This is a genomic window from Actinomadura sp. 9N407 (assembly GCF_044326315.1).
Lineage (GTDB): Bacteria > Actinomycetota > Actinomycetes > Streptosporangiales > Streptosporangiaceae > Spirillospora.
Window position 1 is genome coordinate 38,706 of record NZ_JBIRAW010000031.1, and the last position, 23,569, is coordinate 62,274.

At 71.2% G+C, this 23,569-nt stretch carries 23 protein-coding genes; 8 read left to right on the plus strand and 15 right to left on the minus strand.

Features of this window, described 5'->3' with window-relative positions:
- Positions 1–50: 50 nt before the first annotated feature.
- Both ACH34Q_RS35965 and ACH34Q_RS35970 read left to right on the plus strand, forming a co-directional pair.
- Positions 51–794 carry an ABC transporter ATP-binding protein gene (locus tag ACH34Q_RS35965; protein WP_395987627.1) on the plus strand — a complete coding sequence of 248 codons (744 nt, stop codon included), beginning with the start codon at positions 51–53 and terminating at the stop codon, positions 792–794.
- A complete protein-coding gene (locus tag ACH34Q_RS35970; protein ID WP_395987628.1) occupies positions 794–3,220 on the plus strand; it encodes an FtsX-like permease family protein in 2,427 nt (808 codons plus the stop codon). Before ACH34Q_RS35965 ends, ACH34Q_RS35970 begins: the two co-directional genes overlap by 1 nt.
- Positions 3,221–3,272: 52 nt before the next feature.
- Here the strand turns inward: ACH34Q_RS35970 and ACH34Q_RS35975 are convergent, their stop codons facing one another.
- The 5 genes from ACH34Q_RS35975 to ACH34Q_RS35995 all read right to left on the minus strand — a co-directional run bounded on the left by ACH34Q_RS35975 (position 3,273) and on the right by ACH34Q_RS35995 (position 7,098).
- Positions 3,273–4,208 (minus strand): saccharopine dehydrogenase NADP-binding domain-containing protein, encoded by a 936-nt coding sequence (locus ACH34Q_RS35975; RefSeq protein WP_395987629.1) that lies wholly within the window; start codon positions 4,206–4,208, stop codon positions 3,273–3,275.
- On the minus strand, positions 4,184–5,017 hold the full coding sequence (locus ACH34Q_RS35980; protein ID WP_395987630.1) for a class I SAM-dependent methyltransferase: 834 nt from the start codon (positions 5,015–5,017) through the stop codon (positions 4,184–4,186). Before ACH34Q_RS35980 ends, ACH34Q_RS35975 begins: the two co-directional genes overlap by 25 nt.
- A gap of 138 nt (positions 5,018–5,155) precedes the next feature.
- A complete protein-coding gene (locus ACH34Q_RS35985; protein WP_395987631.1) occupies positions 5,156–5,518 on the minus strand; it encodes a VOC family protein in 363 nt (120 codons plus the stop codon).
- Positions 5,519–5,569: 51 nt separating this feature from the next.
- On the minus strand, positions 5,570–5,827 hold the full coding sequence (locus ACH34Q_RS35990) for a DUF397 domain-containing protein (protein WP_395987632.1): 258 nt from the start codon (positions 5,825–5,827) through the stop codon (positions 5,570–5,572).
- A 389-nt stretch (positions 5,828–6,216) separates the two neighbouring features.
- Positions 6,217–7,098 carry a helix-turn-helix domain-containing protein gene (locus tag ACH34Q_RS35995; protein ID WP_395987633.1) on the minus strand — a complete coding sequence of 294 codons (882 nt, stop codon included), beginning with the start codon at positions 7,096–7,098 and terminating at the stop codon, positions 6,217–6,219.
- 767 nt (positions 7,099–7,865) lie between these two features.
- Between ACH34Q_RS35995 and ACH34Q_RS36000 the strand changes: the two genes are divergently transcribed.
- Genes ACH34Q_RS36000 through ACH34Q_RS36010 form a run of 3 tightly spaced genes read left to right on the plus strand, consistent with a single transcriptional unit; the run spans position 7,866 to position 10,263 of the window.
- Positions 7,866–8,513 carry a hypothetical protein gene (locus ACH34Q_RS36000; RefSeq protein WP_395987634.1) on the plus strand — a complete coding sequence of 216 codons (648 nt, stop codon included), beginning with the start codon at positions 7,866–7,868 and terminating at the stop codon, positions 8,511–8,513.
- A gap of 33 nt (positions 8,514–8,546) precedes the next feature.
- Entirely contained in the window at positions 8,547–9,185 is a 639-nt protein-coding gene (locus ACH34Q_RS36005) for a TetR/AcrR family transcriptional regulator (RefSeq protein ID WP_395987635.1), read from the plus strand.
- Positions 9,175–10,263: a winged helix DNA-binding domain-containing protein gene (locus ACH34Q_RS36010; RefSeq protein WP_395987636.1), complete on the plus strand. Its 1,089-nt coding sequence runs from the start codon at positions 9,175–9,177 to the stop codon at positions 10,261–10,263. The genes ACH34Q_RS36005 and ACH34Q_RS36010 overlap by 11 nt, the downstream gene beginning before the upstream one ends.
- An 18-nt stretch (positions 10,264–10,281) precedes the next feature.
- Here the strand turns inward: ACH34Q_RS36010 and ACH34Q_RS36015 are convergent, their stop codons facing one another.
- Entirely contained in the window at positions 10,282–10,770 is a 489-nt protein-coding gene (locus tag ACH34Q_RS36015; RefSeq protein WP_395987637.1) for a MarR family winged helix-turn-helix transcriptional regulator, read from the minus strand.
- A gap of 46 nt (positions 10,771–10,816) precedes the next feature.
- Here ACH34Q_RS36015 and ACH34Q_RS36020 point away from each other — a divergent pair, with 46 nt between their 5' ends.
- Positions 10,817–11,566 carry a DODA-type extradiol aromatic ring-opening family dioxygenase gene (locus tag ACH34Q_RS36020; RefSeq protein WP_395987638.1) on the plus strand — a complete coding sequence of 250 codons (750 nt, stop codon included), beginning with the start codon at positions 10,817–10,819 and terminating at the stop codon, positions 11,564–11,566.
- Between the two features lie 83 nt (positions 11,567–11,649).
- On the opposite strand, the gene ACH34Q_RS36025 is transcribed toward ACH34Q_RS36020, so the two are convergent.
- From ACH34Q_RS36025 to ACH34Q_RS36035, 3 genes are all read right to left on the minus strand, one after another.
- Positions 11,650–12,483 (minus strand): NAD-dependent epimerase/dehydratase family protein, encoded by an 834-nt coding sequence (locus tag ACH34Q_RS36025; RefSeq protein WP_395987639.1) that lies wholly within the window; start codon positions 12,481–12,483, stop codon positions 11,650–11,652.
- A 130-nt stretch (positions 12,484–12,613) separates the two neighbouring features.
- Entirely contained in the window at positions 12,614–14,062 is a 1,449-nt protein-coding gene (locus ACH34Q_RS36030) for an ATP-binding protein (protein ID WP_395987640.1), read from the minus strand.
- The gene (locus ACH34Q_RS36035) at positions 14,063–14,755 is read right to left on the minus strand and encodes a response regulator transcription factor (protein ID WP_395987641.1); all 693 of its coding nucleotides are present in this window, start codon (positions 14,753–14,755) and stop codon (positions 14,063–14,065) included.
- Between the two features lie 115 nt (positions 14,756–14,870).
- Between ACH34Q_RS36035 and ACH34Q_RS36040 the strand changes: the two genes are divergently transcribed.
- Positions 14,871–15,479, plus strand: coding sequence for a PepSY domain-containing protein (locus ACH34Q_RS36040; protein WP_395987642.1), 609 nt, complete (start codon positions 14,871–14,873; stop codon positions 15,477–15,479).
- Between the two features lie 43 nt (positions 15,480–15,522).
- On the opposite strand, the gene ACH34Q_RS36045 is transcribed toward ACH34Q_RS36040, so the two are convergent.
- Both ACH34Q_RS36045 and ACH34Q_RS36050 read right to left on the minus strand, forming a co-directional pair.
- A complete protein-coding gene (locus ACH34Q_RS36045) occupies positions 15,523–16,194 on the minus strand; it encodes a response regulator (protein ID WP_395987643.1) in 672 nt (223 codons plus the stop codon).
- Positions 16,181–17,392 carry a sensor histidine kinase gene (locus tag ACH34Q_RS36050; RefSeq protein WP_395987644.1) on the minus strand — a complete coding sequence of 404 codons (1,212 nt, stop codon included), beginning with the start codon at positions 17,390–17,392 and terminating at the stop codon, positions 16,181–16,183. The genes ACH34Q_RS36045 and ACH34Q_RS36050 overlap by 14 nt, the downstream gene beginning before the upstream one ends.
- 177 nt (positions 17,393–17,569) lie before the next feature.
- On the opposite strand from ACH34Q_RS36050, the gene ACH34Q_RS36055 reads away from it, so the two are divergent.
- A complete protein-coding gene (locus ACH34Q_RS36055) occupies positions 17,570–18,154 on the plus strand; it encodes a hypothetical protein (protein ID WP_395987645.1) in 585 nt (194 codons plus the stop codon).
- 57 nt (positions 18,155–18,211) lie between these two features.
- Here the strand turns inward: ACH34Q_RS36055 and ACH34Q_RS36060 are convergent, their stop codons facing one another.
- From ACH34Q_RS36060 to ACH34Q_RS36075, 4 genes are all read right to left on the minus strand, one after another.
- Positions 18,212–18,676 (minus strand): universal stress protein, encoded by a 465-nt coding sequence (locus ACH34Q_RS36060; RefSeq protein WP_395987646.1) that lies wholly within the window; start codon positions 18,674–18,676, stop codon positions 18,212–18,214.
- Positions 18,677–18,775: 99 nt separating this feature from the next.
- Complete coding sequence (locus tag ACH34Q_RS36065) at positions 18,776–19,561, minus strand: TIGR03084 family metal-binding protein (RefSeq protein ID WP_395987647.1); 786 nt, start codon at positions 19,559–19,561, stop codon at positions 18,776–18,778.
- Positions 19,562–19,599: 38 nt separating this feature from the next.
- Positions 19,600–21,219 (minus strand): AMP-binding protein, encoded by a 1,620-nt coding sequence (locus ACH34Q_RS36070; RefSeq protein ID WP_395987648.1) that lies wholly within the window; start codon positions 21,217–21,219, stop codon positions 19,600–19,602.
- A gap of 61 nt (positions 21,220–21,280) precedes the next feature.
- Positions 21,281–23,029 (minus strand): alkaline phosphatase D family protein, encoded by a 1,749-nt coding sequence (locus tag ACH34Q_RS36075; protein WP_395987649.1) that lies wholly within the window; start codon positions 23,027–23,029, stop codon positions 21,281–21,283.
- Between the last annotated feature and the right edge of the window lie 540 nt (positions 23,030–23,569).

Consider the following 23,569-nt stretch of genomic DNA (forward strand, 5'->3'; position numbering starts at 1 on the left):
CGATGACGACCTCTCTACTGATCGAACCCCCAGGTCAGCAGAGTGGAGGCATGACAGAAGCCGGGACGGAAGCCGTGACGCTGAACGCGGTGAGCAAGGTCTATGGCAAGGGGTCGAGCGCGGTCGCGGCCCTGAGGGAGGTGTCGATCGGCCTGCCGAAGGGCGGCTTCACCGCCGTGATGGGGCCGTCCGGTTCGGGGAAGAGCACGTTCCTGCACTGCGCGGCGGGCCTGGACCGGCCCACCTCGGGATCGGTCCGGCTGGCCGGTACCGAGCTGGCCGGCCTGAAGGAGGACAAGCTGACCGAGCTGCGGCGCCAGCGGGTCGGCTTCGTCTTCCAGGCGTTCAACCTGGTGCCGTCGCTGACCGTCGAGCAGAACGTGACGCTGCCGTTCCGGCTGGCCCGTACCCGCGCCGACCGCGCCCGGCTGGCGGAGGTGCTCGCCCGGGTCGGGCTGGCGGACCGGGCCGCGCACCGGCCCGCGCAGCTGTCGGGCGGCCAGCAGCAGCGCGTCGCGATCGCGCGGGCGCTGGTCACCGGCCCCGAGGTCGTCTTCGCCGACGAGCCGACCGGGGCCTTGGACACCATGACCGCGCGCGACGTCCTGCGGCTGCTGCGCGAGACCGTGGACGACCTCGGCCAGACCGTGGTGATGGTCACGCACGACCCGGTGGCCGCCTCGTACGCCGACACCGTCCTGTTCCTGGCCGACGGCCGGATCGCCGACTCCCTGACCGCCCCGGACGCGGGCACCGTCGCCGAGCGCATGACGACCCTGGGGGCGTACGCCTGATGATTTCTTACGCATGGAGCACGCTGCGGTTCCGCAAGCCCGCCTTCGCCGGGGCGTTCATCGCCCTCTTCTGCGCCGCCGCGCTGATCACGGCCTGCGGCATGCTGATGGACACCGGCCTGCGCGGCTCGGTGGAGCCCGAACGGTACGCGGGCGCGCCGGTCGTCGTGGCCGGGGATCCCGACTCGCACTTCGTCAAGGAAGAGGGCAAGCGCAAGTCGAAGGCCAACACGGCGCGCGCGCTGCTCCCCGCGACGCTGGCCGAACGGGTCCGTACCGTCCCGGGTGTCCGGTCCGTGGTCACCGAGACGAGCTTCGCCGCGGTGCTGCCCGGCGGGCCGACGTCCGAGTCCTGGGGGCACGGCTGGGAGTCGGCGGCGCTGACACCGTTCACGCTCCGTTCGGGCCGCGCGCCCGCCGCCGCCGGAGAGATCGTGGTGGACGGTTCCGCACGCCACGCCGTCGGGGCGCGGATCACCGTGCTGACTCCGTCCGGTCCCGGTACTTACCGCGTCGTCGGGGTGACCAGGCAGCGCCTCGACCACCAGAGCGCGGTCTTCTTCTCGACCGCCGAGGCCCGCCGCCTCGCCGCCCGCTCGGGCCGCCTGTCGGCGATCGGCGTCTGGCCCGCGAGCGCCGCGCCCGCCGTCCGGGACGCGGTGCGCGGCCAGGCGACCGTACGGACCGGTGACGGCCGTGGCCGGGTGGAGTTCACCGGCTCCGGCGGCGCGCGGGTCAAGCTGATCAGCATGGGCGCCGCGCTCGGCGGGACCTCGCTGATCGTCGCGCTGCTGGCCGTGGTCGGTACGTTCGGGCTGGTCGCCCAGCAGCGCCAGCGGGAACTCGCCCTGCTGCGCGCCGTCGCGGCGACCCCCAAGCAGCTCCGCAAGCTGATCGGCGGAGAGGCCCTGCTGCTCGGCGTGGCGGCGGCCGTCCCGGGCGCGCTCGCCGGGATGCTCCTCGGCGGGTGGCTGCACTCGGCGTTCGCCGAAGGAGGCGCCATCCCGGCCAACCTGCCGCTGGTCACCGGCCCGTTCCCGCCCCTCGTCGCGGTCGCCGTGACGGTGCCGGCCGCCTGGGCGGCGGCGCGGATCTCCGCCCGCCGGATCGCCCGGCTGCGCCCGGTCGAGGCGCTGGGCGAGGCCGCGATGAGCCCGCCGCGCGTCTCCTGGATCCGGCTGCTGGCCGGGACGATCGCGCTGGCCGGTGCATCCGTGCTGACCTGGCTGCTCACGACGATCAACACCGAGGCCGGCTCCGGCCCGCTGACCCCCCTCACGACGCTGGCCTGGACGACCGCGGCGGCGCTGCTCGGGCCCGTCCTGGCCCGGGGAACGATCGGGCTGCTCTGCCTGCCGCTGCGCAAGGCGGGCGGCACGCACGGCCTCGCCGCCGCGAACCTGCGCGCCAACGCCCCGCGCCTGGCCGCCGTGCTCGCCCCGCTCACCCTCATGATCGCGCTCGCCTCGACCCTGCTGTTCGCGATGACCACGCTGGCCGGGGCCGCCAGCGCGCAGGCCCGCGCCGGAACCGTGGCCGACTACGTCGTGGGCCCGATGGCTCCCGCTCCGGCCGCCGATGCCGTACGCCGCGTTCCCGGCGTCCAGTCCGTCACCGAGGTCCTGCACACCCGCGTGCGCTCGGTCAACAGCCCGTACAGCGTCCAGGGCGTGACGCCCGCGGGCCTCGCACAGACCATGGACCTGGACGTGCTCGCCGGATCCCTCGACCGGCTCGGCGACGGAACCATGGCCGTACGGGAAGGTCTCGGCATGGAGGTGGGCGACAAGGTGCCGTTCGCCATGGCCGACGGCACGCCGGTCACCCAGCGGGTCGTGGCCGTCTACCGCCGTGGCCTCGGGTTCGGCGACCTCACGCTCCCGCACTCGCTCGTGGCCGCCCATGTGGACGTACCGATGGGCACCGTACTGGTGGCCGCGCCGGACGTTCCCCGTACCGCGCTCGCCGGAGCCCTGTCCGGCTTCCCCGGCCTGGCCGTCCAGGACCAGGCGGAGGCCACCGACAGGACGAGCAGCAGCGCGGTCAACTACCTCGCGCTGGCCCTGATCATCGCGTTCGCCGCCATCTCCATGGTGAACACGCTGGCCATGGCCGTCGCCGGCCGCTCCCGCGAGTTCGCCCTGCTGCGGCTGGCCGGGGCCACCCGCCGACAGGTGCTGCGGACGCTGCGCTGGGAGACCGGCGCCGTGGTGCTCGTCGCCACGGTCCTCGGCTCGGCGATCGCCCTGGCCACGCTCACGGCGTTCAGCATTGGGATGACCGGATCGGCCCGTTCGTACGTCCCGCCGCTCGGCTACGCGGGCATCGTCGCCGGGGCCGCGCTGCTGGCCCTGCTGGCCACCGCACTCCCGGCCCGTACGGCCATGCGTACCGCCCCGGTCGAGGCGCTGGGGACCCGGGAGTGACACGACCCTGCCGAGGCGGTGGCCCGTTCAGCCCCGCCACCGCCCGGCAGGCTCACGCCGCATCGCCCGCGTCGAAGGTGTACCCGTAGGCGGCCAGCTCCTTCAGGAACCCGGCGGGCTCCACCACCTGATCGAGGTGGTGGACACCGGGCGGCATCCCCTCAAGCCCGCGTACGGCCAGCGCCGCCACCAGGCCCGAGACCCGGCTCTGCCGCTTGCCACTGAACGAGGCGCGCCCCCGTTCCGACGAGGCCACCACGGCGAAACCGTCACCGCCCACATGCACCCTGGTCAGCACGCCCAGCACCGCCGCCCGCCCCTTCGGTGTACGGACCAGCCGCGCCACCGGCCCGGTCAGGAGTGCCGTCATCAGCCGGGAGTCCACGCACAACCCCGTCCGGACATGCCCGTCCAGCGTGTACTGATCCGGGAACGGGAACCGATGAACGGCCCGGCTCCCGTACGGATCGGGGAAGCGCATCCGCCATGACGGGCCCACGTCCCGCAGCGCGTCCAGCGTCCACTCGACCGCCGCGATCCCGTGCCGCTCCCCGGAACCGAGGAGCACGCCGATGTCCACCCGGTCCCCACCGGCCAGCCTCGCCAGCAGGTTGGTGACGCCCGGCGCAAGCCCCACGCTCAGCACCGCCGTCGCGTCTCCTGCGTCCAGCGCCGCGATCTCCCGCAGGATCTCGTACGACGCCGTCACGTCGACATAGTCGATGCCGCGCTCGAAACAGGCTTGGGCGACCCGGGCGTTGCCCTGGTCCACGCACATGATCACCACATCGGCGCCCTTCAGCGCCTCGTCCAGATCGCCGCGCAGATCGACCTTCAGCGGGACCGTCCCGGGAACCTCCGGCGCCTTGGCCGGATCGCGTCCCGCGACCACGACCTCGGTGAACCATCCGGTCAGGGCCCCGGCCGCCTCCCGTCCGACCGCCCCGTACCCACCGAAGATCACTACACGTTCGCGGTGACCAGCCATGCCGTTCCCCTCGTGCGTACGGCGCCGTCCCGGACGAACGGCCGCACCCCCTCGGCCAGCGCCTGCTTGGCCTTGGCCGCCACCTCGGGCCCGACCAGCCCGAGGTGGTACTTGACCGGCCCCCAGGCCGCGAGGAACTCGGTCGCGTCGGTGAGATCGCCGCCCCAGACCTGGTCGGCCTCCACATGGGTGCACTCGACGTTCCGGAACCCCGCGTCCCCGAGCACCTGCTCGCTCCGCCGCGGATCGGCGAACATGGTCGGCCCGCTCCCGTCCGGCCCCGTGGGCTGCGGGAGGAACTCGTCCATCGCCTTGAACACCGACCCCAGATCCGTCCCGGCGAGCCCGCCCATGGCGACGAAGCTCAGCCGCCCGCCGGGAGCGAGCGCCCTGCGGATGTTGCCGAACGCCGCGACCGGATCGGCGAAGAACATCACCCCGAACCGGCTGATCGCCACATCGAACTCCCCGTCCCGGAACGGCTGGACCTGCGCGTCCCCGCGCTCGAAGGTCACGTTGCCCACGCCCTCCTCGCGGGCCCGCTCCTCGGCCCTGGCGAGCATCGGACGCGAGAGATCGACCCCCACCGCCTCCCGGCCGCGCCCCGCCGCCAGCCGGGTCAGCTGCCCGTTCCCGCACCCGACGTCGAGCACCCGGTCCCGCTCGCCGATGCCCGCCCCGTCCAGCACGAACGGATTGAACCCGCCGTTGACGGCGTCGTACCGCTCGTCGTGCGCCGCCCAGTGCTCGCCCTCGTACCCGTTCCACGCCTCGGCCTGCCGCTCGTTCACGATCACGATGCCCCCCATTGTTGTGAACGTATGTTCATGAACGTCCGTTCATAGTGACCCGCGCAGACGCGCCCGTCAACCGCCCCCGCCCCCGGCCCGGTTCTCTCGGGGCGTGTCGGCCCCGGGATGCGCTTGGTGAGGCTAACCCGCCACGAGTCAACGGGATGGGATGGCGCGGTGGCTCACGACGTTGACGATCTTTCCGTTCGGATCGCGGACGAAGAAGCGCCGGACGCCCCACTCCTCGTCCCGCAGCGAGTGAACGATCTCCAGCCCGGCGGCGGTCACGGTCGCGTACACGGCGTCCACGTCCTCGACCTCGACGCTGAGATCGGGCTGCGCCATGCCGGACGCGTCCGGCCCGAACAGGATGACCTGGGCCGTCGGATTGGACGGGGACGCCATCGTGGACACCCAGCCCAGGTCCATCACCTCGACGAAGCCGAGCAGCCCATAGAACGCGCGGCTCTCTTCGATGGAGTCCGTGGAGATGTCAGGGACGACACGTCGAATAGTCATACCGCCGACCCTAACGACCGGCGGCACGCACCCGACTTTGAGGGGTTCGCGCTATCGCGCCGGCAGATCGACCCGCCCGCTGCGGACGTCGGCCACTAAAACCGACCATTCCGAGGGGGAGAGTGCGATGACCGTTCCGCCATCGGGGCTCTTGGAGTCCTGTATGTAGATGGACGCCCCGGTCGAAGCCACCTCAACGCAGCCGCTGCTCTCGCTTGCCGACGCTTTCAGCCAGAGAATACTTCTTGAGTCTCCGTGCAGACTCAAGAACCCAGCCCTGCCGAGTGCAGAATTGGACCGTTGGCTCATTGCGTCGCATCCTCCAGCCAGGTCGAGGGCATCCAGGCGGTCCTGAACGTACGCGCTCCCCGGGACTGATTACCCAGAGTAGCGTCAAGGCATCTTCATGTAGCCGTACCGGAAAGATCTCCGTAGGCATGCTCGAAGTAAGAGAAGTCAACCAGGGAAGGGATGGTGCCGCAGCCAGATAGATGCTCAGCTCCGCTCCTGCGGGTGAGGCGGAGCGGGGGATGCCCAGGCGGCCGTTCGGCAAAACTCCAGGAAGCGGGCCTATCTGGCTGCAGATCATGTGAATTGGATTCGGTCCTGAGTATCCGGCCACAGGCGGCCACGGGTAGTACGTCGCAGTGTCGGGGCCTCGCCCGCGACACGGCCGCCCGAGCCGCCCTGGGGCGGAGTCAGCCCATCGACTCCACGATCTCCTCGATGAACGCTCCGGTCTCCTCGGCCGGAATGGCGAGCTGGCGCAGGTTCTCGAATGCGATCCGGTAGTCGGTGGTACGGGTATCGCGGTCGGCCACGGTGAGATCCCACCCACCGGCGTTCTCCAGGAAGAGCACGTCGCCGAGCCGGGCATCGTCGAAATCAAGGAGCGTGAATTCCCCCATGAGGCCGAAGTGTGCGCCCTGGGAGAACGGAATGATCTCGATGGTGATGTTCGGGCGACTGATCAGGTCGATGATGGATCGGAGTTGCCGCGGCATGATAACGGGATCGACCTGACCGCCGACCCGGCGGCGCAGCGCCGCCTCGTCCAGGACGAAGTGCAGTTGCGGGGGGTTGTCGCGGCCGAGGATCAGGTCCTGGCGTTGCATCCGCACCTCCACCACGATATCTCGCTGGTTGTGGTCCGGTACGAATTCGACGGTCACCGAGTTCGCGTACTCCTCGGTCTGCAGCAGGCCGGGAATCATCAACGGCTGAAAACTCCGGATCATGGCGGCGCCCGCCTCGTACCCGATGAAGTCCAGATACGGCTGCGCCAGGTCCTTCTTGTAGACGGCCCACCAGCCCCGTTGTCGTGCGTCGCGTGCGATCTCGGTCAGCCTCATGATCTGAGGGTCGCCGTCCTGCATGCCGTACTGCCGCAACAGCGCGCGCAGATCGGTGGTCGAGACACCGACCGCGCCTCCTTCGATGCGGATGAGCTTGGAAGGGGACCAGTCCAGGGCCGCGGCGACCTGGTCCTGGGTCGCCCCACAATCCAGCCGCAGGCGCTGAAGCTCGCTGGTCAGAATGGCGCGCTGGACCACCGGCCCAGGTCCGGAGGGCATGGTCATACCGATTCCTTACTCGCGGAGCAAAGATCGAATCCGGCTCTCCCCGAGAGGCTGACACATTGCGGTTGGCCGCCCGCCGAGATGCTCAGATTAAATCAGCGAGGTAGCAGGCTGCCAAGGGCAGGTGTGGCAAGTTGGCAGTCTGCCACCCGACATACGGCGAGTACTCGTTGGTCGGCTCGCGGCCGTCCTGTTGGCCGTCGGCCTGGTCGCGGAGCAGGAGTGGCAACAGGTCCATGGCGCTTCGGCCGGCCGCCTGCCGACGAAACGATCGTCGCCGGCCACTCGGGCGAGCGTACCGATGTGCGATACCGGCGCTGGCGGCCCAAAGTGATCGCGCGCGCAAGGGGTGCTGCGGGACCCGGTCGCACGGCCATCCACGGTTGATCTTGATATGGCGCTGATCCGGTCAAGTCGAACTTCACTCTGGCGGCATGTGGCCAGCAATCCGTTCGCTCGTGTCACACCGCCAGGTACCGCAGTGCCGGACGGCAGTGCGCATGGTCACGCCGTGCCAGGTTTCCGGTTGATATGTAAGCCAAAGGCGACCTGCCATCTGCGTGCTCGCAGATCTCCCACGAGCAATCAGCAGTGGACATGGGGTCGTTTCGAGATCCGTGATAATAGGGGTATCAGCGAGAAGACTCTCGGTTCACCTGCACAGACGACGGGGCCCTGCGGCAACAGAGGCCCCGTCATAGACCGGTCGAGCCGAACGTAGGAAAGGCCCTCGATCTGTCATGAGCATACGTCGTAACGCTCCACAAGTGCCATCGGAGCAGCCGGTGGCGGTCGTACCGCAGCGGACGCCGCTGGTCGGCTTTCCGTGGCCGACGCCGCGGGCGGTCGAACCTTGGAGCCACACTTCACTCCTCGGCCTCGACATAGTCTCGTTCAACGCGCCCTATCGGGACGAGGACATCCAGCGCCGGCTGCGGCAGGCGCTGTACGAGTACCTGCAGGAGGTCTTCGCGATCACGTGGTTGCCGTGGGCCGCCTGCCACACCGAGGACCGGGGGGACGGGGCGCTGATCGTGCTGCCGCCGGGAGTGCCGCCGTACCTGCTCCTGGACCCGCTCGCCCATCACCTCGACGCCGCGTTGCGGCGGGGGAACCGGCTGTTCAGCGCGGCGGCGCAGATGCGGCTGCGCATGGCCGTGCACCAGGGGTACGTGCAGTTCGACGCGTACGGCGTGGTCGGGCATGCCGTGAATCACATGTTCCGCCTGCTCGACTCGGCGGTGCTGAAGGAGGCCATCGAGACGGCCGGGGCCGATCTCGGCGTGATCGTGTCGGACCGGATGTTCGGCGATGTGGCCGGTCATGGCGGGATCATCGACCCGGCGCGGTACCGGCCCGTACAGGTCAGCTGCAAGGAGACGCAGGCCAAGGCGTGGATCTGGATGGCGCCATAGAACGGAATTGTACGTTCCGCTAGTATGGGTGTCATGGAGTCCACGGAGCAGGCGCCCATGAGCGGGCGCAAGGCCCAGGCGGCGCGCAATGACCAGGTCATCAAGGAGGCGGCCAGGGCGGTGTTCACGGCCGATCCCGGGGCGCCGATCTCGGCGGTGGCGGTGGCGGCCGGGGTCGGGATCAGCGCGCTCTACCGACGGTACAAGAGCAAGGAGGAACTGCTCCAGCGGCTCGCGCAGGAGGGCATGGAGCGGTACCTCGGGCAGGTCCAGGAGGCACTGGACGACGAGCGGGACGCCTGGACGGCGTTCGCCGACTTCATGCGGCGGTGCCTGGACATCGGCGCCGGATCCCTGACGATGCGGCTGGCCGGAAGCTTTCCGGTGACCGAGGAGATGAGCCGCGACGGGCAGCAGATCCACTCGGCGACGGAACGGCTGCTCGCCCGTACCAAGGAGAAGGGCGGGCTGCGGGCGGATATCGCGGTGGGCGACATCTCCGTCATGCTGGAGCATCTGCATACGATCCGGATCGGGGACGATGAGCGGATGAAGGTCCTGCAACACCGCTACCTGGAGCTCTTCCTGGACGCGATGCACCGGCCGGACGCGGGGGAGCTGCCGGGCCCTCCTCCCGGGTGGCAGGAGCTTCGGGGCCGTTATGACGGCTGAGGTGCTCGGGCGGCGGGCGCTCAACCGGGCCCTGCTGGAACGGCAGTTGCTGCTCCGGCGGCAGGCGATGCCCGTACTGGACGCGATCGAGCATCTGGTGGGGATGCAGTCGCAGGCGCCCAACCCTCCGTACGTGGGGCTCTGGAGCCGGCTGGAGGGCTTCGACTTCGACGAGCTCGCCGGGCTGATGCGCGACCGGCGGGTGCTGCGCATGGTGCTGATGCGCGGCACGCTGCACCTGGTCAGTGCCCGGGACGCGCTGGCGTTCCGGCCGCTCACGCAGGTGGTGCTCGACCGCTACCTGACGACCGCGAGGGGCGCCCCGCTGAAGGACGTCGATCTCGAGGCCGTGGGCGGGGTCGCCCGGACGTTCTTCGAGGACGAGCCCCGTACCGACAAGGAGCTCAGGGCGCTGCTGGCCGGGCACTGGCCCGATGAGGACGCGGAACTGCTCGCCTGGGCGGCGCGCATCAATCTGCCTCTCGTGCAGGTGCCGCCGCGCGGCATCTGGGGCCAGGGCGGAATCGCCAAGCACACGACGCTGGAGAACTGGCTGGGCCGGGCGATGGAGACCGAGCCGTCGATCGACGACATGGTGCTGCGGTACCTGGCGGCGTTCGGGCCGGCGTCCGTCCAGGACATGCAGCACTGGTCGGGCCTGACGCGGCTGGGGGAGGTGGCCGGGCGGCTCAAGCTGGTGACGTTCGCCGATGAGAACGGCCGGACGCTGTACGACCTTCCGGACGCGCCCCGGCCGGATCCGGAGACCCCGGCACCCGTCCGGTACGTCCCGGAGTTCGACAACCTGACGCTGTCGCATGCCGACCGGGCGCGGATCATCAGCGAGGAGGACCGCAAGCGGATCTTCACGGTGAACGGGATCATCCGCGCGACCGTGCTCGTGGACGGGTTCGTCCGCGGCATGTGGAGGATGGAGAGGAAGCGCAAGGCCGTGACCTTGAACGTCGATCTGTTCGCCCCCGTATCGGACGCCGAGCGTGCCGCCCTGGTCGCGGAGGGCGAGCGCCTGATGGCCGCCGCCCACCCCGACGCCGGATCCCGCGAGATCGTCCTCTAACCCCGGCCTGACCCCGGCCTAGCCCTGGCCGAAGATGTCCGGGGTACGGCCGTCGGGATCCAGGTCGGCGAGCAAGATGCGGAGGGTCTCGCGGAGCTGGAGGGTCTGCTCGCGGGTGAGCGGGTCGAACAGGTGGCGGCGGACCTCCTCGACGTGCCCGGGAGCCGCCTCCTGCAGGGCCGCGAAGCCGTCGTCGGTCAGCTCGGCGATGGTCGTACGGCGGTCGTCCGGTGGCTTGATCCGGCGGACCCGCCCGGACTCCTCCAGCCGGGCCACGGCGTGCGAGAGCCGGCTGGGGGACGAACGGGTCATCGCGGCCAGCTCGGTCATGGTCAGGGCGCGGCCGGGGGCCTCGGAGAGCATCGCCAGGATCATGTAGTACGTGTGCGGCATGCCGGAGTCGCGCTGGAGCTGGCGGTCCAGGGCCTCGTTCAGCAGCCGGGAGGTCCACAGGAACGCGCGCCAGGTCTGCTGCTCGTCCTCGTTCAGCCAGCGGGGCTCGCTCACGGGAGCGTTCTCGCCAATATTTGAATGTTCAAGTATCATCCTTCCCATGATGCCCGTGCTCTATCTCAGCCATGGCGCGCCGCCGCTGGCCGACGACGACGTCTGGACCGATCAGCTTGCCCGATGGGCGGGGGACCTGCCCAGACCCGAGGCCGTCCTGATCGTGTCGGCGCACTGGGAGGAGGCGCCGGTCAGCATCGGCGCGACCCGTACCGTCCCGCTGGTGTACGACTTCGGGGGGTTCGAGCAGCGCTACTACGACGTCCGCTACGAGGCGCCGGGCGCCCCCGAGCTGGCGGACGATCTGCGCGGGCTCGTCCCCGGGCTGCACCAGGACGAGGAGCGCGGGCTGGACCACGGCGCGTACGTTCCGCTGGTCGAGATGTATCCCGAGGCCGGGATTCCGGTCCTCCAGATGTCGATGCCCACGCTGGATCCGGGGCGGCTCTTCGCGTTGGGGCGCCGGCTGGCGCCGCTGCGGGAGCAGGGCGTGCTCATCGTCGGCAGCGGCTTCACCACCCACAACCTGCGGGAGATGCGGCCGGGACCGGACGCGGCACCGCCGGAATGGTCGGTCGAGTTCGACGAATGGACCGACCGCGCCGTGCTCGCCGGGGACACCGACGCGCTGCTGGACTTCCGCGCCAAGGCGCCCGCCGCCCGGATCGCGCACCCGCGGACCGAGCACTTCGCGCCGCTCTTCGTCGCGCTGGGCGCGAGCGAAGGGCAGGAGCGGCGGTCCGTCATCGACGGCTACTGGTACGGCCTGTCCAAGCGATCGTTCCAGTTCTCCTGAAGGCTCAGCTCTTCTGGACGCTCAGCCGAGGTCTCCTGAACGGTCTGAGCTCTCAGCACGCTCAGCTCAGGTGAACGCCCAGTTCAGCTCAGGTCGCCGAAGCCCGTCCGCCACGAGGGGAACTGCGGCTTCCAGCCGAGGCTCAGGGCCTTGGCGTTGGAGGCCGGACGGCCCGTCGAGGCGGCGTGCCGCGAGTTGGCGGGGACGGGAGCGCCGAGCGCCGCGCTGAAGACCGGAAGCCAGTCGGCGGTGGTCGCGGGCTCGTCGTCCACGATGTTGACCGCGCCGGCGGGCCAGTCGAGCGCCGCCAGTGCTGCGGCGGCCGCGTCGTCGGCGTGGACGAACGACGTCCAGGCGGGCGAGGGACGCAGGTTGCCGGCGCGCACGCGCTGGGCGATCGCGCCGTCGGTCGCGTACCAGGTGCCCGGGCCGTAGAGCGCTCCATACCGCAGCACCACACCGCGCGGCATCGTCGCGACGGACTCCTCCAGCGCGATGACGCCCTTGGACGGGGGCAGCGCGGGATCGAGCGGGTCGTTCTCCACCGCGGGGCGCTCGCCCGGCACGTACAGCCAGGCGATGCTCTGCGCGATCATGAGCTCGACCTCCGCCTCCCTGGCGGCCTTCACCAGGTTGCCGGTGCCGACGATCCGCAGCTTCGAGTTGGCCTCGAAGTCCTCGGCGGTCAGATCGGTCAGCTGGTGGACGATCGCGTCCGGACGTTCGGCCAGCACGGCCTTGCGTACCGCCGCGGCGTCCAGCATGTCCACGATGACGGGCGTGGCCTTCTGATCGGCGATGGACCCGGCACGCTCCGCGCGGCGGGTGGTACCGGCGACCTCGTGGCCCGCCTGGACGAGCAACGGGACCAGCCGGCGTCCCACGACACCGGTCGCACCGGCGACGAGAATCTTCAAGGGGGGTACCTCCACGATATGCGCACCATTGTGGTCGTCCCTGTCGGCAGCTTAGGCAGACGCCCGCCCCAGGTCATACCTGGACCAGTGTCGCGCCCTCCACCCGCGGATTCCAAGGGACCACGGACGGTCACCGATTTCCGGCCTGCCCGGAACCGGTGGTCCCGCAGACGGGAACCCGTACCACGAACCGCGCTCCCCCTCCGGGGGCCGCGCCCAAAGTGAGCGTACCGCCTTGGGCCCGCACCAGGTCGCGCGCGATGGCCAGCCCGAGGCCCGCGCCCCCCTCATCGCGTCCCCGCGCGTCGTCCAGCCGGACGAAACGCTCGAAGACACGCTCGCGTTCGGCGGCAGGGACGCCCGGTCCGTCGTCGGCGACCTCCAGGACCGCGTGGCCGTCCGCCTCGTCGAGTGTGATGAGGCCAACATGCTCGGCGTGCCGCTGGGCGTTGTCCAGCAGGTTGCCCAGAACACGTTCCATCCGGCCACGCGGTCCGGCGACGCGAGGCGAGGCGCGTACCGACAGGTCGAACTCGACGCCGTTCGCGACCGCGTTGCGCCGGAACGCCTCGTCCCGTACGAGGTCGGCCAGCTCCACGGGCCGCGCCTCGGCCGGGGCGGGCCGGTCACCGGCGTCCAGCCGGGCCAGCAGCAGCAGGTCGGCGGCCAGATGCTGGAGCCGGACGACGTCGTCCACAGCCCCGTCCAGGTCCAGCAGCTCGGGATGCGCGGCGGCGACCTCCAGCTGGGTCCGCAGCGAGGCGATCGGGCTGCGCAGCTCGTGCGAGGCGTCGGCGACGAAACCGCGCTGCCGCTCCGCCGACTCCTCCAGCGCGGCGAGCGTCGCGTTGGTGGTCACCGCAAGGTTCGCGACCTCGTCGCGCGAGCGCGGTTCCGGTACGCGGCGGGTCAGGTCGCCGGACGAGGTGATCGCCGCCAGCTCGGCCCGGATCGCCTCCACCGGACGCAGCGCGCGCCGGGTGACCAGCCAGGTCACGCCCGCGACCACGACCAGCAGGACCGGAAGCCCGACGAGCATGGCGCGGGCCACGGTGCCGACGGCCTCCCGCGTGGTGGCCAGGCTCGTCCCCGCGTACACGTTGAACGTCTCGCCGCTCGGCGTGGACACCTGGACGATCGCGAACCGGTACTCGGCCGTCTGATCCTCGACCGTCGCCGTGCCCGTGGCGTGCTCCACACGGGTCGAGACCTGGCCGCGAGGGGGCGCCTCGTCGTCGTCATCGTCGTCCTCCTCGGCAGCGGCGGGCGCTCGCGGGGCAGGCCGTACCCCGGCTCCGGCGATGGCGCGCAGGTCGTCGTCCGCCGCCCGGACCCGCCCGGACGCGTCGACGACCTGGACCGGATGCTCGTCGGCGTCGGGAAGGTCGAGCCGGGCGGGCTGGGTCCCGTTCGCCAGCTGGGCCGCGACCTCGCGCGCCGTCACCTCCGCTTCCAGATCGGTCCGCTCGTCGAGGCTGGACCGCAGCAGCAGCACCACCGCGAGCCCGATCGCGATCAGCGCGCCCGCGACCACCACGGTCGCGCCCGCGGTCGTCCTGGCCCGTACGGAACGCAGCACTCAGGCCCCCCTCGCCCGGCCGTCGGCGGCGAGCCGGTAGCCCGCGCCCCGTACGGTCTGGATGGACCGGCGGCCGAACGGGGCGTCCAGCTTGCGGCGCAGCGCGCTCACGTACACCTCGACGATGTTGGGATCGCCGTCGTAGGCGAAGTCCCAGACATGCTCCATGATCTGCGCCTTGGAGATCACCTGCCCCGCGTTCAGCGCCAGATACTCCAGGACGGCGAACTCCTTGGCGGTCAGCTCCACCTCGGCGTCCCCCCGCAGTGCCCGCCGGGCGCCCGGATCGACGGTCAGATCACCCACCGTGATCGCGGGCAGGCCGCCGCCGCGCGCACGGCGGCGCAGCAGCGCCCGGATCCTGGCCACCAGCACCACGTACGAGAACGGCTTGGTCAGGTAGTCGTCGGCGCCGGTGTCCAGCCCCTCGGCCTCGTCGTACTCGCCGTCCTTGGCGGTCAGCATCAGGATCGGCGTGTCGTCCCCGGCGGCGCGCAGCTCGGCGCAGACCCGGTAGCCGTTCATCCCGGGCAGCATGATGTCCAGCACGATCAGGTCGTACTCCCCGTCCAGTGCCCGGCGCAGCCCGGACAGGCCGTCGTGGACGACCTCCACCGCGAAGCCCTCCGCGGCCAGGCCACCGGCCAGCGACGTGGCCAGGCGTTTCTCGTCCTCGACGATCAGCAGGCGCATACCCCCAGAGTGCCAAACCGCACCTGAAGCGTTCTTCAGGTCGCTTCAGGTCGGCCTCAGGTACGCCCGGCAGTGTGTCGGTTGTCGAGGGAAACGCACCACAGGAGGAACCATCATGAAGAAGATCCTGATCACCGTCGCCGCCGCGGGCGTGCTCGTCGCCGGCGGAGCGGCCACCGCGTACGCCGGAGAGAACGACGACCGCGGCGACGTCCGGGCCGCCGACGTCAAGGTCACCGCCGAGCAGGCGGCCTCCGCCGCGCTGAAGGCGGTCCCGGGCGGCAAGATCGAGTCCCTGGAGCTGGACGACGATGACGACGACAACGGCAAGGCGGCCTGGGAGGCCGACGTCCTGACCGGGAACACCTGGCGCGACGTCGTCGTGGACGCGACCACGGGCAAGGCCACCGTCCGGACCGACAAGGACGACGACGACCAGGACGACCGGGACGACGCGAAGGCGCTCAACGCCGCCAAGATCGACGCGACCCAGGCCGCCCGTACCGCGCTCCAGACCGCCAAGGGCACCGTCACCTCGGTCGAGCTCGACGACGGCGACGCCTGGCAGGTCGAGGTCACCGGCACCGACGGCAAGGAGCGCGAGCTGGACGTGAACGCCACGTCCGGCAAGGTCACCGCCAACACCGTCGACGACGACTCCGGCGACGACGACAAGGGCGACGACAACGACGACGACGACAGTGACGACGGCGACGACGACTGACCGGGGACCGGGGACCGGGGCTCGGGGTCAGTGCAGGCCGGGGTCAGAGCAGGCCGTGGTCGTGGGCATAGATCGCGGCCTGCGTACGGTCGCGCAGGCCCAGCCTGCCGAGGATGCTCGACACGTGGTTCTTGACGGTGCCCTCGCTGACGTAGAGCCGGGCCGCGATCTCGCGGTTGGTGGCGCCGGTGGCGATCAGCCGGATCACCGCCAGCTCCCGGCCGGTCAGCGCCGCTCCGCCGGTCCCGCCGCCCCCGGTCGCCGGCCGGGGCGGCGGGCCGTCCAGGGCACCGAGGAGCCGCCCGGTGACGGCCGGGGCCAGCTGGTCGACCCCGGCATGGGCCAGCAGTACGGCCCGCGCCAGCTCGGCGGCGGGCAGGTCCTTGAGCAGGTAGCCGTTGGCGCCGGCCCGCAGCGCCGCGACGATGTACTCCTCGTCGTCGAAGGTCGTCAGCATCAGGATCCGGCAGCCGGGCAGCAGCCGGCGCAGCTCGGCCGTCGCCTGGACCCCGTTCAGCACGGGCATCCGCACGTCCATGAGCACGACGTCCGGCACCAGCTCCATGGCCCGCTCGACGGCGGCCCGCCCGTCCTCGGCGACGCCCGCGATGACGACGCCGGGCTGCAGGCCGAGCAGCGAGGCGATCCCCTCGCGAATGAGCCGCTGGTCGTCGGCCACCAGGACGCGGACGCCGGTGGCCTCAGCCTCGGCCATGACCGCCCCCGGCGGGTACGGTCGCGTTCACCCGGGTCCCGCGCCCAGGCCCGCTGTCGATGAGCAGCGAGCCGCCCACCATCTCCAGGCGCTCGCGCATGCCCTGGATGCCGAATCCGCCGGAAGGACCGGGCGTGAAACCGCGGCCCTCGTCGGCGATCAGGAGGCTGGCCTCCCGTTCGGCCAGCCGGACGCGTACCGTCGCCTGGTCCGCGGCCGCGTGCCGGCACGCGTTGGTCAGGCCCTCCTGGGCCGCGTGATAGAGCGCGAGCAGTGCCGTGCCGCCGTAGCCGGACTCCTCGCCCCGGATGTCGAGCGTCACGCCGAAACCACCGCCCCTGAGCCGTTCCGCCAGCGCGGCCAGGGCGCCGGCCAGGGAGAACGTCTCGTCGGGGGTCCGCAGGGAGCCGACCGAACGGCGGACGTCCTCCAGCGCGAGCCGAGCGGAGTCGCGCGCGTCGGCCAGCGCGCGGTCGGCCGCACCGGGATCGAGGTCGCGGAACGCCGCCGCCTTCTCCAGCTGGACGGAGATCACGGTCAGATGGTGGCCCACGTCGTCGTGGATGTCACGGGCCAGCCGGTTGCGCTCGGCGGCGGTGGCCAGCTCGGCGACCTGGCCTGCGTAGCCGCGCAGCCGCCGGTGGGAGTCCGCCAGCTCCGCGAGCAGGCCCTCCGCGCGGGCCCGCGCAGTGTCCTCGCGGTGCGCGACCGCGGCCATCGCGATCGCGAAGACCAGGCCGATGCAGAACATCAGCAGGTCCGAGATGCCCTCGCTGTCGGTGTGCCAGCCAGGCCGCGCCGACAGGGCCAGGACCACAGCACCCAGGCACAGTGCAGCCAGCGCGTATCCGGCGCGGCGGCCCAGCGTGAAGTAGCCGATGAACGGGATCAGCAGGAACAGCGACCGAGCCGTACCGGCGCAGTCGAGCGCGCTGACCAGGACGAACAGCCCAGAGCGCAGCGCCAGGAGCGCGATCGCCTGCCCGCGCGGCGTACGGGCGCCGTACAGCCGCCGCTCTACCGGCTCGAACGCCGCCAGCACGAGCAGTGCCCCGACGAATCCCGCCGTGCGCGGCGCACTCGCCGGGCAGACTCTGGCCAGGTCGCTGTAGAGCCCCGCCGCCAGGACCGTGGCGTACAGGAACGTCGCCAGCCAGGAGACGGTCCGCGGCCGGGACGCCGTCCCCTCGCCCACCATGCGCTCAGCGTAGGAGCCGGGAACGTCCCGCGATATGGACCGGCGCCGGTATTGGCCAAAGGTCATGGGTCGGATGGCCGGCGGGCCCGGCCGCACGGCACTTACCGCCCGTACAGGGGATTCGTAGGTTCGGGGCACCTCGAACCCACGAAGGAGTTCCCATGCCCCCCTACCTCGTTGCTGCGCCTCAGTGCCGTGGCCGGCGGGATCTGCGGAGTCGCGATCGCGGCCGGCGGTCTCGGCGAGATCCTCAACGATGGCAAGACCGCCCCGACCGAGTTCCTCAACGGGCTGTCCCCGGCGTTCGGCCTGGCCTTCCTCGTCGGCCTCTACCTGGCACAGCGCACCGCCGTCGGCACGTTCGGCACCGTGGCGTTCATGGTCAACTACATCGGGCTCGCGCTGTTCGCGGGAGCGGCGTTCGCCCGCAACTTCGTCCTCGTCCACCTGCCGAAGAGCCAGGTGGAGGAGCTTCTGGAAGGACGGCCCCTGATCGCCTTCCTGATCGCCGCCCTGCTCACCCTTACGGGGACGGTGCTGTTCGGCCTGGCCATGTACCGCGCGGGCGTCGTCCCGCGCCCGGCCGTGCTGCTGTACGTCGTGGGCTTCGCCCCGGTCTGCCTGTCGTTCTTGCTCCCCGTGCTGGCCGTCCGTACCGGCCACATGGTCGCCGGAGCGGGCATCCTCTGGCTGTCCCTGGCGATCTGGTCCCTGCACTCCGTACCCGCGCCCAGGCACACGGCGGCGCCCGCCGCCCGCTAGCCGTCGCCAGGACCGTCGCTAGGACGGTCGCTAGGACGGTCGCCCCTGGTGGGGCTCCTAGCCGTCGCGTTCCAGGGGCGGGACGATCAGGGTCGGGCGGGCCGCGTGGTGCAGGACGCGGTCGGAGACGCTGCCGAGCAGGACCGACTTGACCCTCGACAGCCCGCGCGACCCGACCACGATGAGCGAGGCGTCCAACTCCTTGGCGAAGTCCACGATCGTCGCCCAGACGGGGCCGGTGCCGCGTTCGGCGCGCGGTACGGCGTCGAGGAGTCCGGCTGCGATCGCGAGGTCGGCGCCCTCCTGAGCCACCCGCTCGGCCTGCCGCTCCTCCTCCCGTTGCTCGCTCTCCTGCTGGAGGGGGATGGGTCCGCCGGCGGCCAGCGGGGCCCAGGCGAGCTGGCTCAGCAGCGGCTCCCAGACGGTGAGCACGACAGTGGGTTCCGGCCGGAGCCGGGCCCCGGTATAGGCGATGGCGGCCTGCGCGTCCAAGGACCCGTCGAAGCCGATCAGGTAGGTCATGCCCCTGGCATATCCACCCTGACCAAAACCGAACGCACTCCGTTGACTCGTGGCGTGTTCGCCCTTCCCGACCCCCGGAAAAGGCGAACACGCCACGAGTCAACCGGAGGTGGGGGCGCGGCCGGGGCCGGAGGGGCCGGCGAAGGCCTGGGCCACGTCGAGCCAGTGGCCGGCGTCCGGGCCGTGGGCGACGACGGCCAGGTCGGCGCGGTGGCGGCGCTGGGTCGCCAGCAGGCAGAAGTCCAGTGCGGGCCCGGAGACGGACTGCTCGGCGTCCTCCGGGCCCCAGGTCCACTCCTCGCCGTCCGGGCCGGTCAGGACGACGCGGATCGGCGCGGTGGGCGGCTGCAGGCCACGGTTGATGTACGTGAAGTCGCGCGCCCGTACGCCGATATGCGCGACATGGCGGAGGCGGGCGGTCGGCTCCCGTTCGACGCCGAGCGCGTCGGCGACGTCCTGGCCGTGGGCCCAGGTCTCCATCAGGCGGGCGGTCGCCATGGACGCCACGCTCATCGGCGGCCCGAACCACGGCAGGCGCGTCCCCGGCGGCACCTTCGCCAGGGCCTCGACCATCTCGCGACGGCTCGTACGCCACCGTTCCAGCAGGTCGGCGGGCGCTTCACGGGCACCCTCGGCGGCGCCCTCGTCCACGAACCGGTCGGCCTTGTCGGCTGCCTCGGTGAGGATCCGGTCGAACGCCTCGGGGTCGGTGGCCGCCACGACGGACTGGCGGTCGGTCCAGGCCAGATGGGCGATCTGGTGCGCGATCGTCCAGCCCTCGGCGGGCGTCGGTACGGTCCAGTCGGACAGCGGCGCGACCAGGGCGTCGAGCGCGTCGCCCTCGGCGGTCAGGTCGGCGAGCAGTGCGGTGCTGAGGTCGGGCATCTGGCAATGGTCTCCCGTTCAGGAGGCGATGACGAGGTTCAGGAGGCGGTGACGAGGGTTCGGGCGGCGGCGTAGTCGGCCTTGCCGTTGGGCAGCCGGAGAGAGCCGTCCGTCCGGACGAAGGCCTTGGGGATCTTGTAGCGGGCCAGCCGGCCGGCGCAGGCGGCGCGCAGGTCGGTGTCGCCCGGCGCGAGCGCGGGGTTCAGCACGGCCACGATCTCGCTGCCCCAGCGCTCGCTCGGGCGGCCGAGGACCAGCGCGTCCGTCACGCCGGGAATCGCGCGCAGGACGGCCTCGACCTCCTCGGCGAACACCTTCTCGCCGCCGGTGTTGATCGTCGTGGCCTCGCGTCCGTGGACCTCCACGCCGCCGTTCGCGAGCAGCCTGGCGCGGTCGCCCGGGACCACCACGCGCTCGCCGTCCACCGTGGGGAACGTGGCGACGGTACGTTCCGGGTCGCCCAGGTAGCCGAGCGGGATCGAGCCGCCCTTGGCCAGCCAGCCCATCTCGTCCTCGCCCGGCACCAGCTTCCGGGTCCGGTCGGCGCTGATGACGGAGGTTCCGGGCTGCAGGGAGAACGCGCGGTCGCCGCCCTCGCGCCGCGTGACCTGGAAGCCCGACTCCGACGAGCCGAGCACGTCCACGATGCCGCGCGCGTTCGGCATACCGGCCAGCAGCCGCCGGGCCACGCCGGGATCGATGGCCGCCGCCGAGTTGATCAAGGTACGGACCGAGGTCAGATCGTGGTCGCCGCGCTCCACCGCGTCCGCGAGCGGGCGGGCGAACGCGTCGCCGACCAGCGGCATCCGGGTGGCGCGCTCGCGGGCGGCGGTGGCCAGCAGATCGTCGGCGTCCAGCCCGTCGCCGCGGGACGGGAGGATCACGCAGCCGCCGCCGCACCAGCCGCCCAGCGCGGTCCAGGTGCCCGCGCCGTGCATCATCGGCGGGCCGATCAGGACCCGTGTCGGCGACGTGAGCGCCGCGTCCACCGCCGTCTCGATGTCGGTGACCAGGGCGCGGTTGCGGTCGCGCAGGCCGAGCGGCCCGTCGATCAGGTCGCCGATCCGCCACAGCACGCCCTTGGGCAGGCCCGTGGTGCCGCCGGTGTAGAGGATGTGCAGGTCATCGGCCGTCGGTACGACGCCGTTCAGCGGCTCGGGGGACGCGGCTGCCAGCGCGGCCTCGTAGTCGAGGGCGCCGGGCAGCAGGTCGTTCCCGGAGTCGTCGGCCACCTGGAGCAGGAGCGGCGGCGGGTCGAGCCGGGCGGCGACGCGGCCGATCGTCTCGGCGAAGCTCGCGTGGAACAGCACGGCGCGCGGCCGGGCATCGGCGAGGACCTGCGCCAGCTCGTCGTCCACGTACCGGTAGTTGACGTTGAACGGAGCCACCCGCGCCTTGTGGGCGCCGAGCAGGCCCTCCAGGTATTCGGGGCAGTTGTGCAGGTAGAGCGCGAGGTGGTCGTGCGGCGACTCCCAGGGCTCGGTGGCCGTTCCCTCCCGTACACCGAGGCCGTGCGCGTGCAGCACGTGCGCCAGCCGGCGGGTCCGTTCGGTGACCTCGCGCCAGGTCAGCCTGCGGTCGCGCCAGACCAGGCACTCGCGGTCCGGAACGGCCGCCGCGATGGCCTCGTGAAGGGTGGCCAGATCGAGCTGGGGCATCGCTCTCCTCCAGGTGGGGGCACCTGGAGATCAAGGTAAGGGATCGGTGACCGAATGACGTTCAGCGGGGTGCGTTCCCCAGCCTCCGCGTCCCCCGGTCGACCGTGGCCAGGCTCGGGCGGCCCTCGCCGATCCGGAACTTGCGCAGCGTGAGCAGTTCCGGCGTCTCGGCCGTACGGATCGACCGGACCGCCTTCATCGTGGCCGTGATCCCGGACGTCGTCACGTCCATCACCACATAGCCGTGCGCCGCCGAGTTGAAGTACTGGAGGTGCGGATTGCTGCCTTGCAGCGCCCACGTCAGCTCGGTCTCCGGCGGAACGATCAGGCCGCCCTGCCCGAACGTCGCCATCTCGACGAAGTTGGACGAGGTCACCGAACCGCCGAGCAGCGCCACCCCGATCGGATCCTGTGCCGGGTCGTCGAAGTCGGGCCGCAGGTAACCGGCACCGAACGAGTGCAGATCGCCGGTGATCGTGACCAGGTTCTCCACATTCGCGTTCCGGAACGAGGACAGCAGCCGGGTCCGCTCGGCCGGGAAGCCGTCCCACTGGTCGAGGTTGAAGAAAACCGAGAATCGGCCGTCCGATTTCGCCTTGCCCTCGTACAGGTGCGGGAACAGTTGCTTCAGGTAGATGTCGAAGAGCTTGAACTGCATCAGCATCACCTCGTTCCCCCACACCTTCCAGGTGGCGGTGGAGGAGGTGATCTGGTCGGTGAACCAGTCGCGCTGCCGCGTACCGAGCATGGTCCGGGACGGGCTCAGCCGTTCCGGGCACCCGGCCGTCGCGTACTTGTCGAGGAGCCCGAGCCCGCACGGCGGCTTGCTGCGGTACGTGCGCTCGTCGGTCAGCACCAGGTCCATCAGCCCGCCGAAGTTCAGCGTCCGGTAGATGGTGAGCGCACCGGTCGGACCGCCCGCCGGGTCGAACCGGGCCCCGGCCGTCGAGTACTCCGACCAGGCGCGGACCGAGGCCAGCTTGCGTTCCGGCGCGTGGTTGGCGGCCTCGTCGTCGGAGTCGGTGTCGTACGCCCCGTACGAGTCGTTCGCGAACTCGTGGTCGTCCCAGATCTGGATCATCGTGAAGCGCTCGTGCAGCCGCTGCAGGTCCGGATCGGTGCGGTAGGTCTTGTAGAGCGCGCGGTAGTGCGCCAGCGTCTCGGCACGGGTCGCCCCGCCGGGCAGCGCGATCTCCCGTACCTGCGCGCCCTGGAAGCTGGAGTCGGCCGTCGTCTCGTAGATGTAGTCGCCGAGATGGACGACGAAGTCGATGTCCTCGTTCGCCAGGTGCCGCAGCGCCGTGTAGTAGCCGTTGGTGTAGTCCTGGCAGGAGATGTAGCCGAACCGCAGCCCGGCGAGCGCGGCTCCGGGTGCGGGCAGCGTACGGAAGCGGCCCGTACGGCTGGCGGTGCCGTCGACGATGAAGCGGTAGTAGTACATCCGCCACGGCTTCAGGGCCCGTGCCTTGATCCGTACCTTCACGGTGTGGTCGCGCTTGGCCTCGGCCGTCGTCACGCCGCGTACCAGCGGCTTCGTGAACGTCTCGTCGGCCGCGATCTCGTACGCGACCCGTCCACCGGCCGCGCCCGCCGCCTCGGGGGCGACCCGCGTCCACAGGACGACGCCGTCCGGGGACGGATCGCCGGAGGCCACGCTCTGCGGGAAGACCTGCGGGGCGAGGCGTGCGCCCCGGATCTCGAAGAGGCGGGCGACCTCTCCCGGCGCCCCGGCCGAAGCGGGCACCGCCTCTCCGACCGACCAGGTCACCGCGGCGGCGAACGACAGGCCGAGGAAACTTCGGCGGGACACTTCGGACACAGGGACCTCCGGGGGGAGAGGCGGGGCGGGGGAGCTTGTCCGGCGCAACCCTGACGGTGACGGACGATCACCCGGTTATCAACAGGTGTCCGGCCCCTGGCGGTGACCGGAAGCGGCAACCCTGCCGTCGAGGCGTTCAGTGGGCGCGGACGTTCAGTGGGTAGCGCGCCATGGTCGTCGACGGGGCTTCGGAACATTGAAGCCTCTTGGTCTCTCCGCTCCGTGCAGGTATCTGCGGAGCTGAGCCTTCTTTTCTCTCGCTCCTCTATGGCTGTTCTGGGTGGACGGCTGAGGTGACCTCTTCGCGTAGTCGTACGTCACGGAGGTAGGTGCGGATTGTCGTCACGTTGGTTGGGGTTGCAGGTGGAGGAATTTGTTGATCTGCGGCCAGGTGCATATGAAGCCTTGCGCTTTGCGGTACCCCGCGCCGCCCGTCACCCTAAGACACTTACCTCAGCCACCACCGCAACCAACGTGACGCCCGCCCGCTACTGAGCGGCAGATGAACGCAGGGCCGCAGCGGCCACCCCA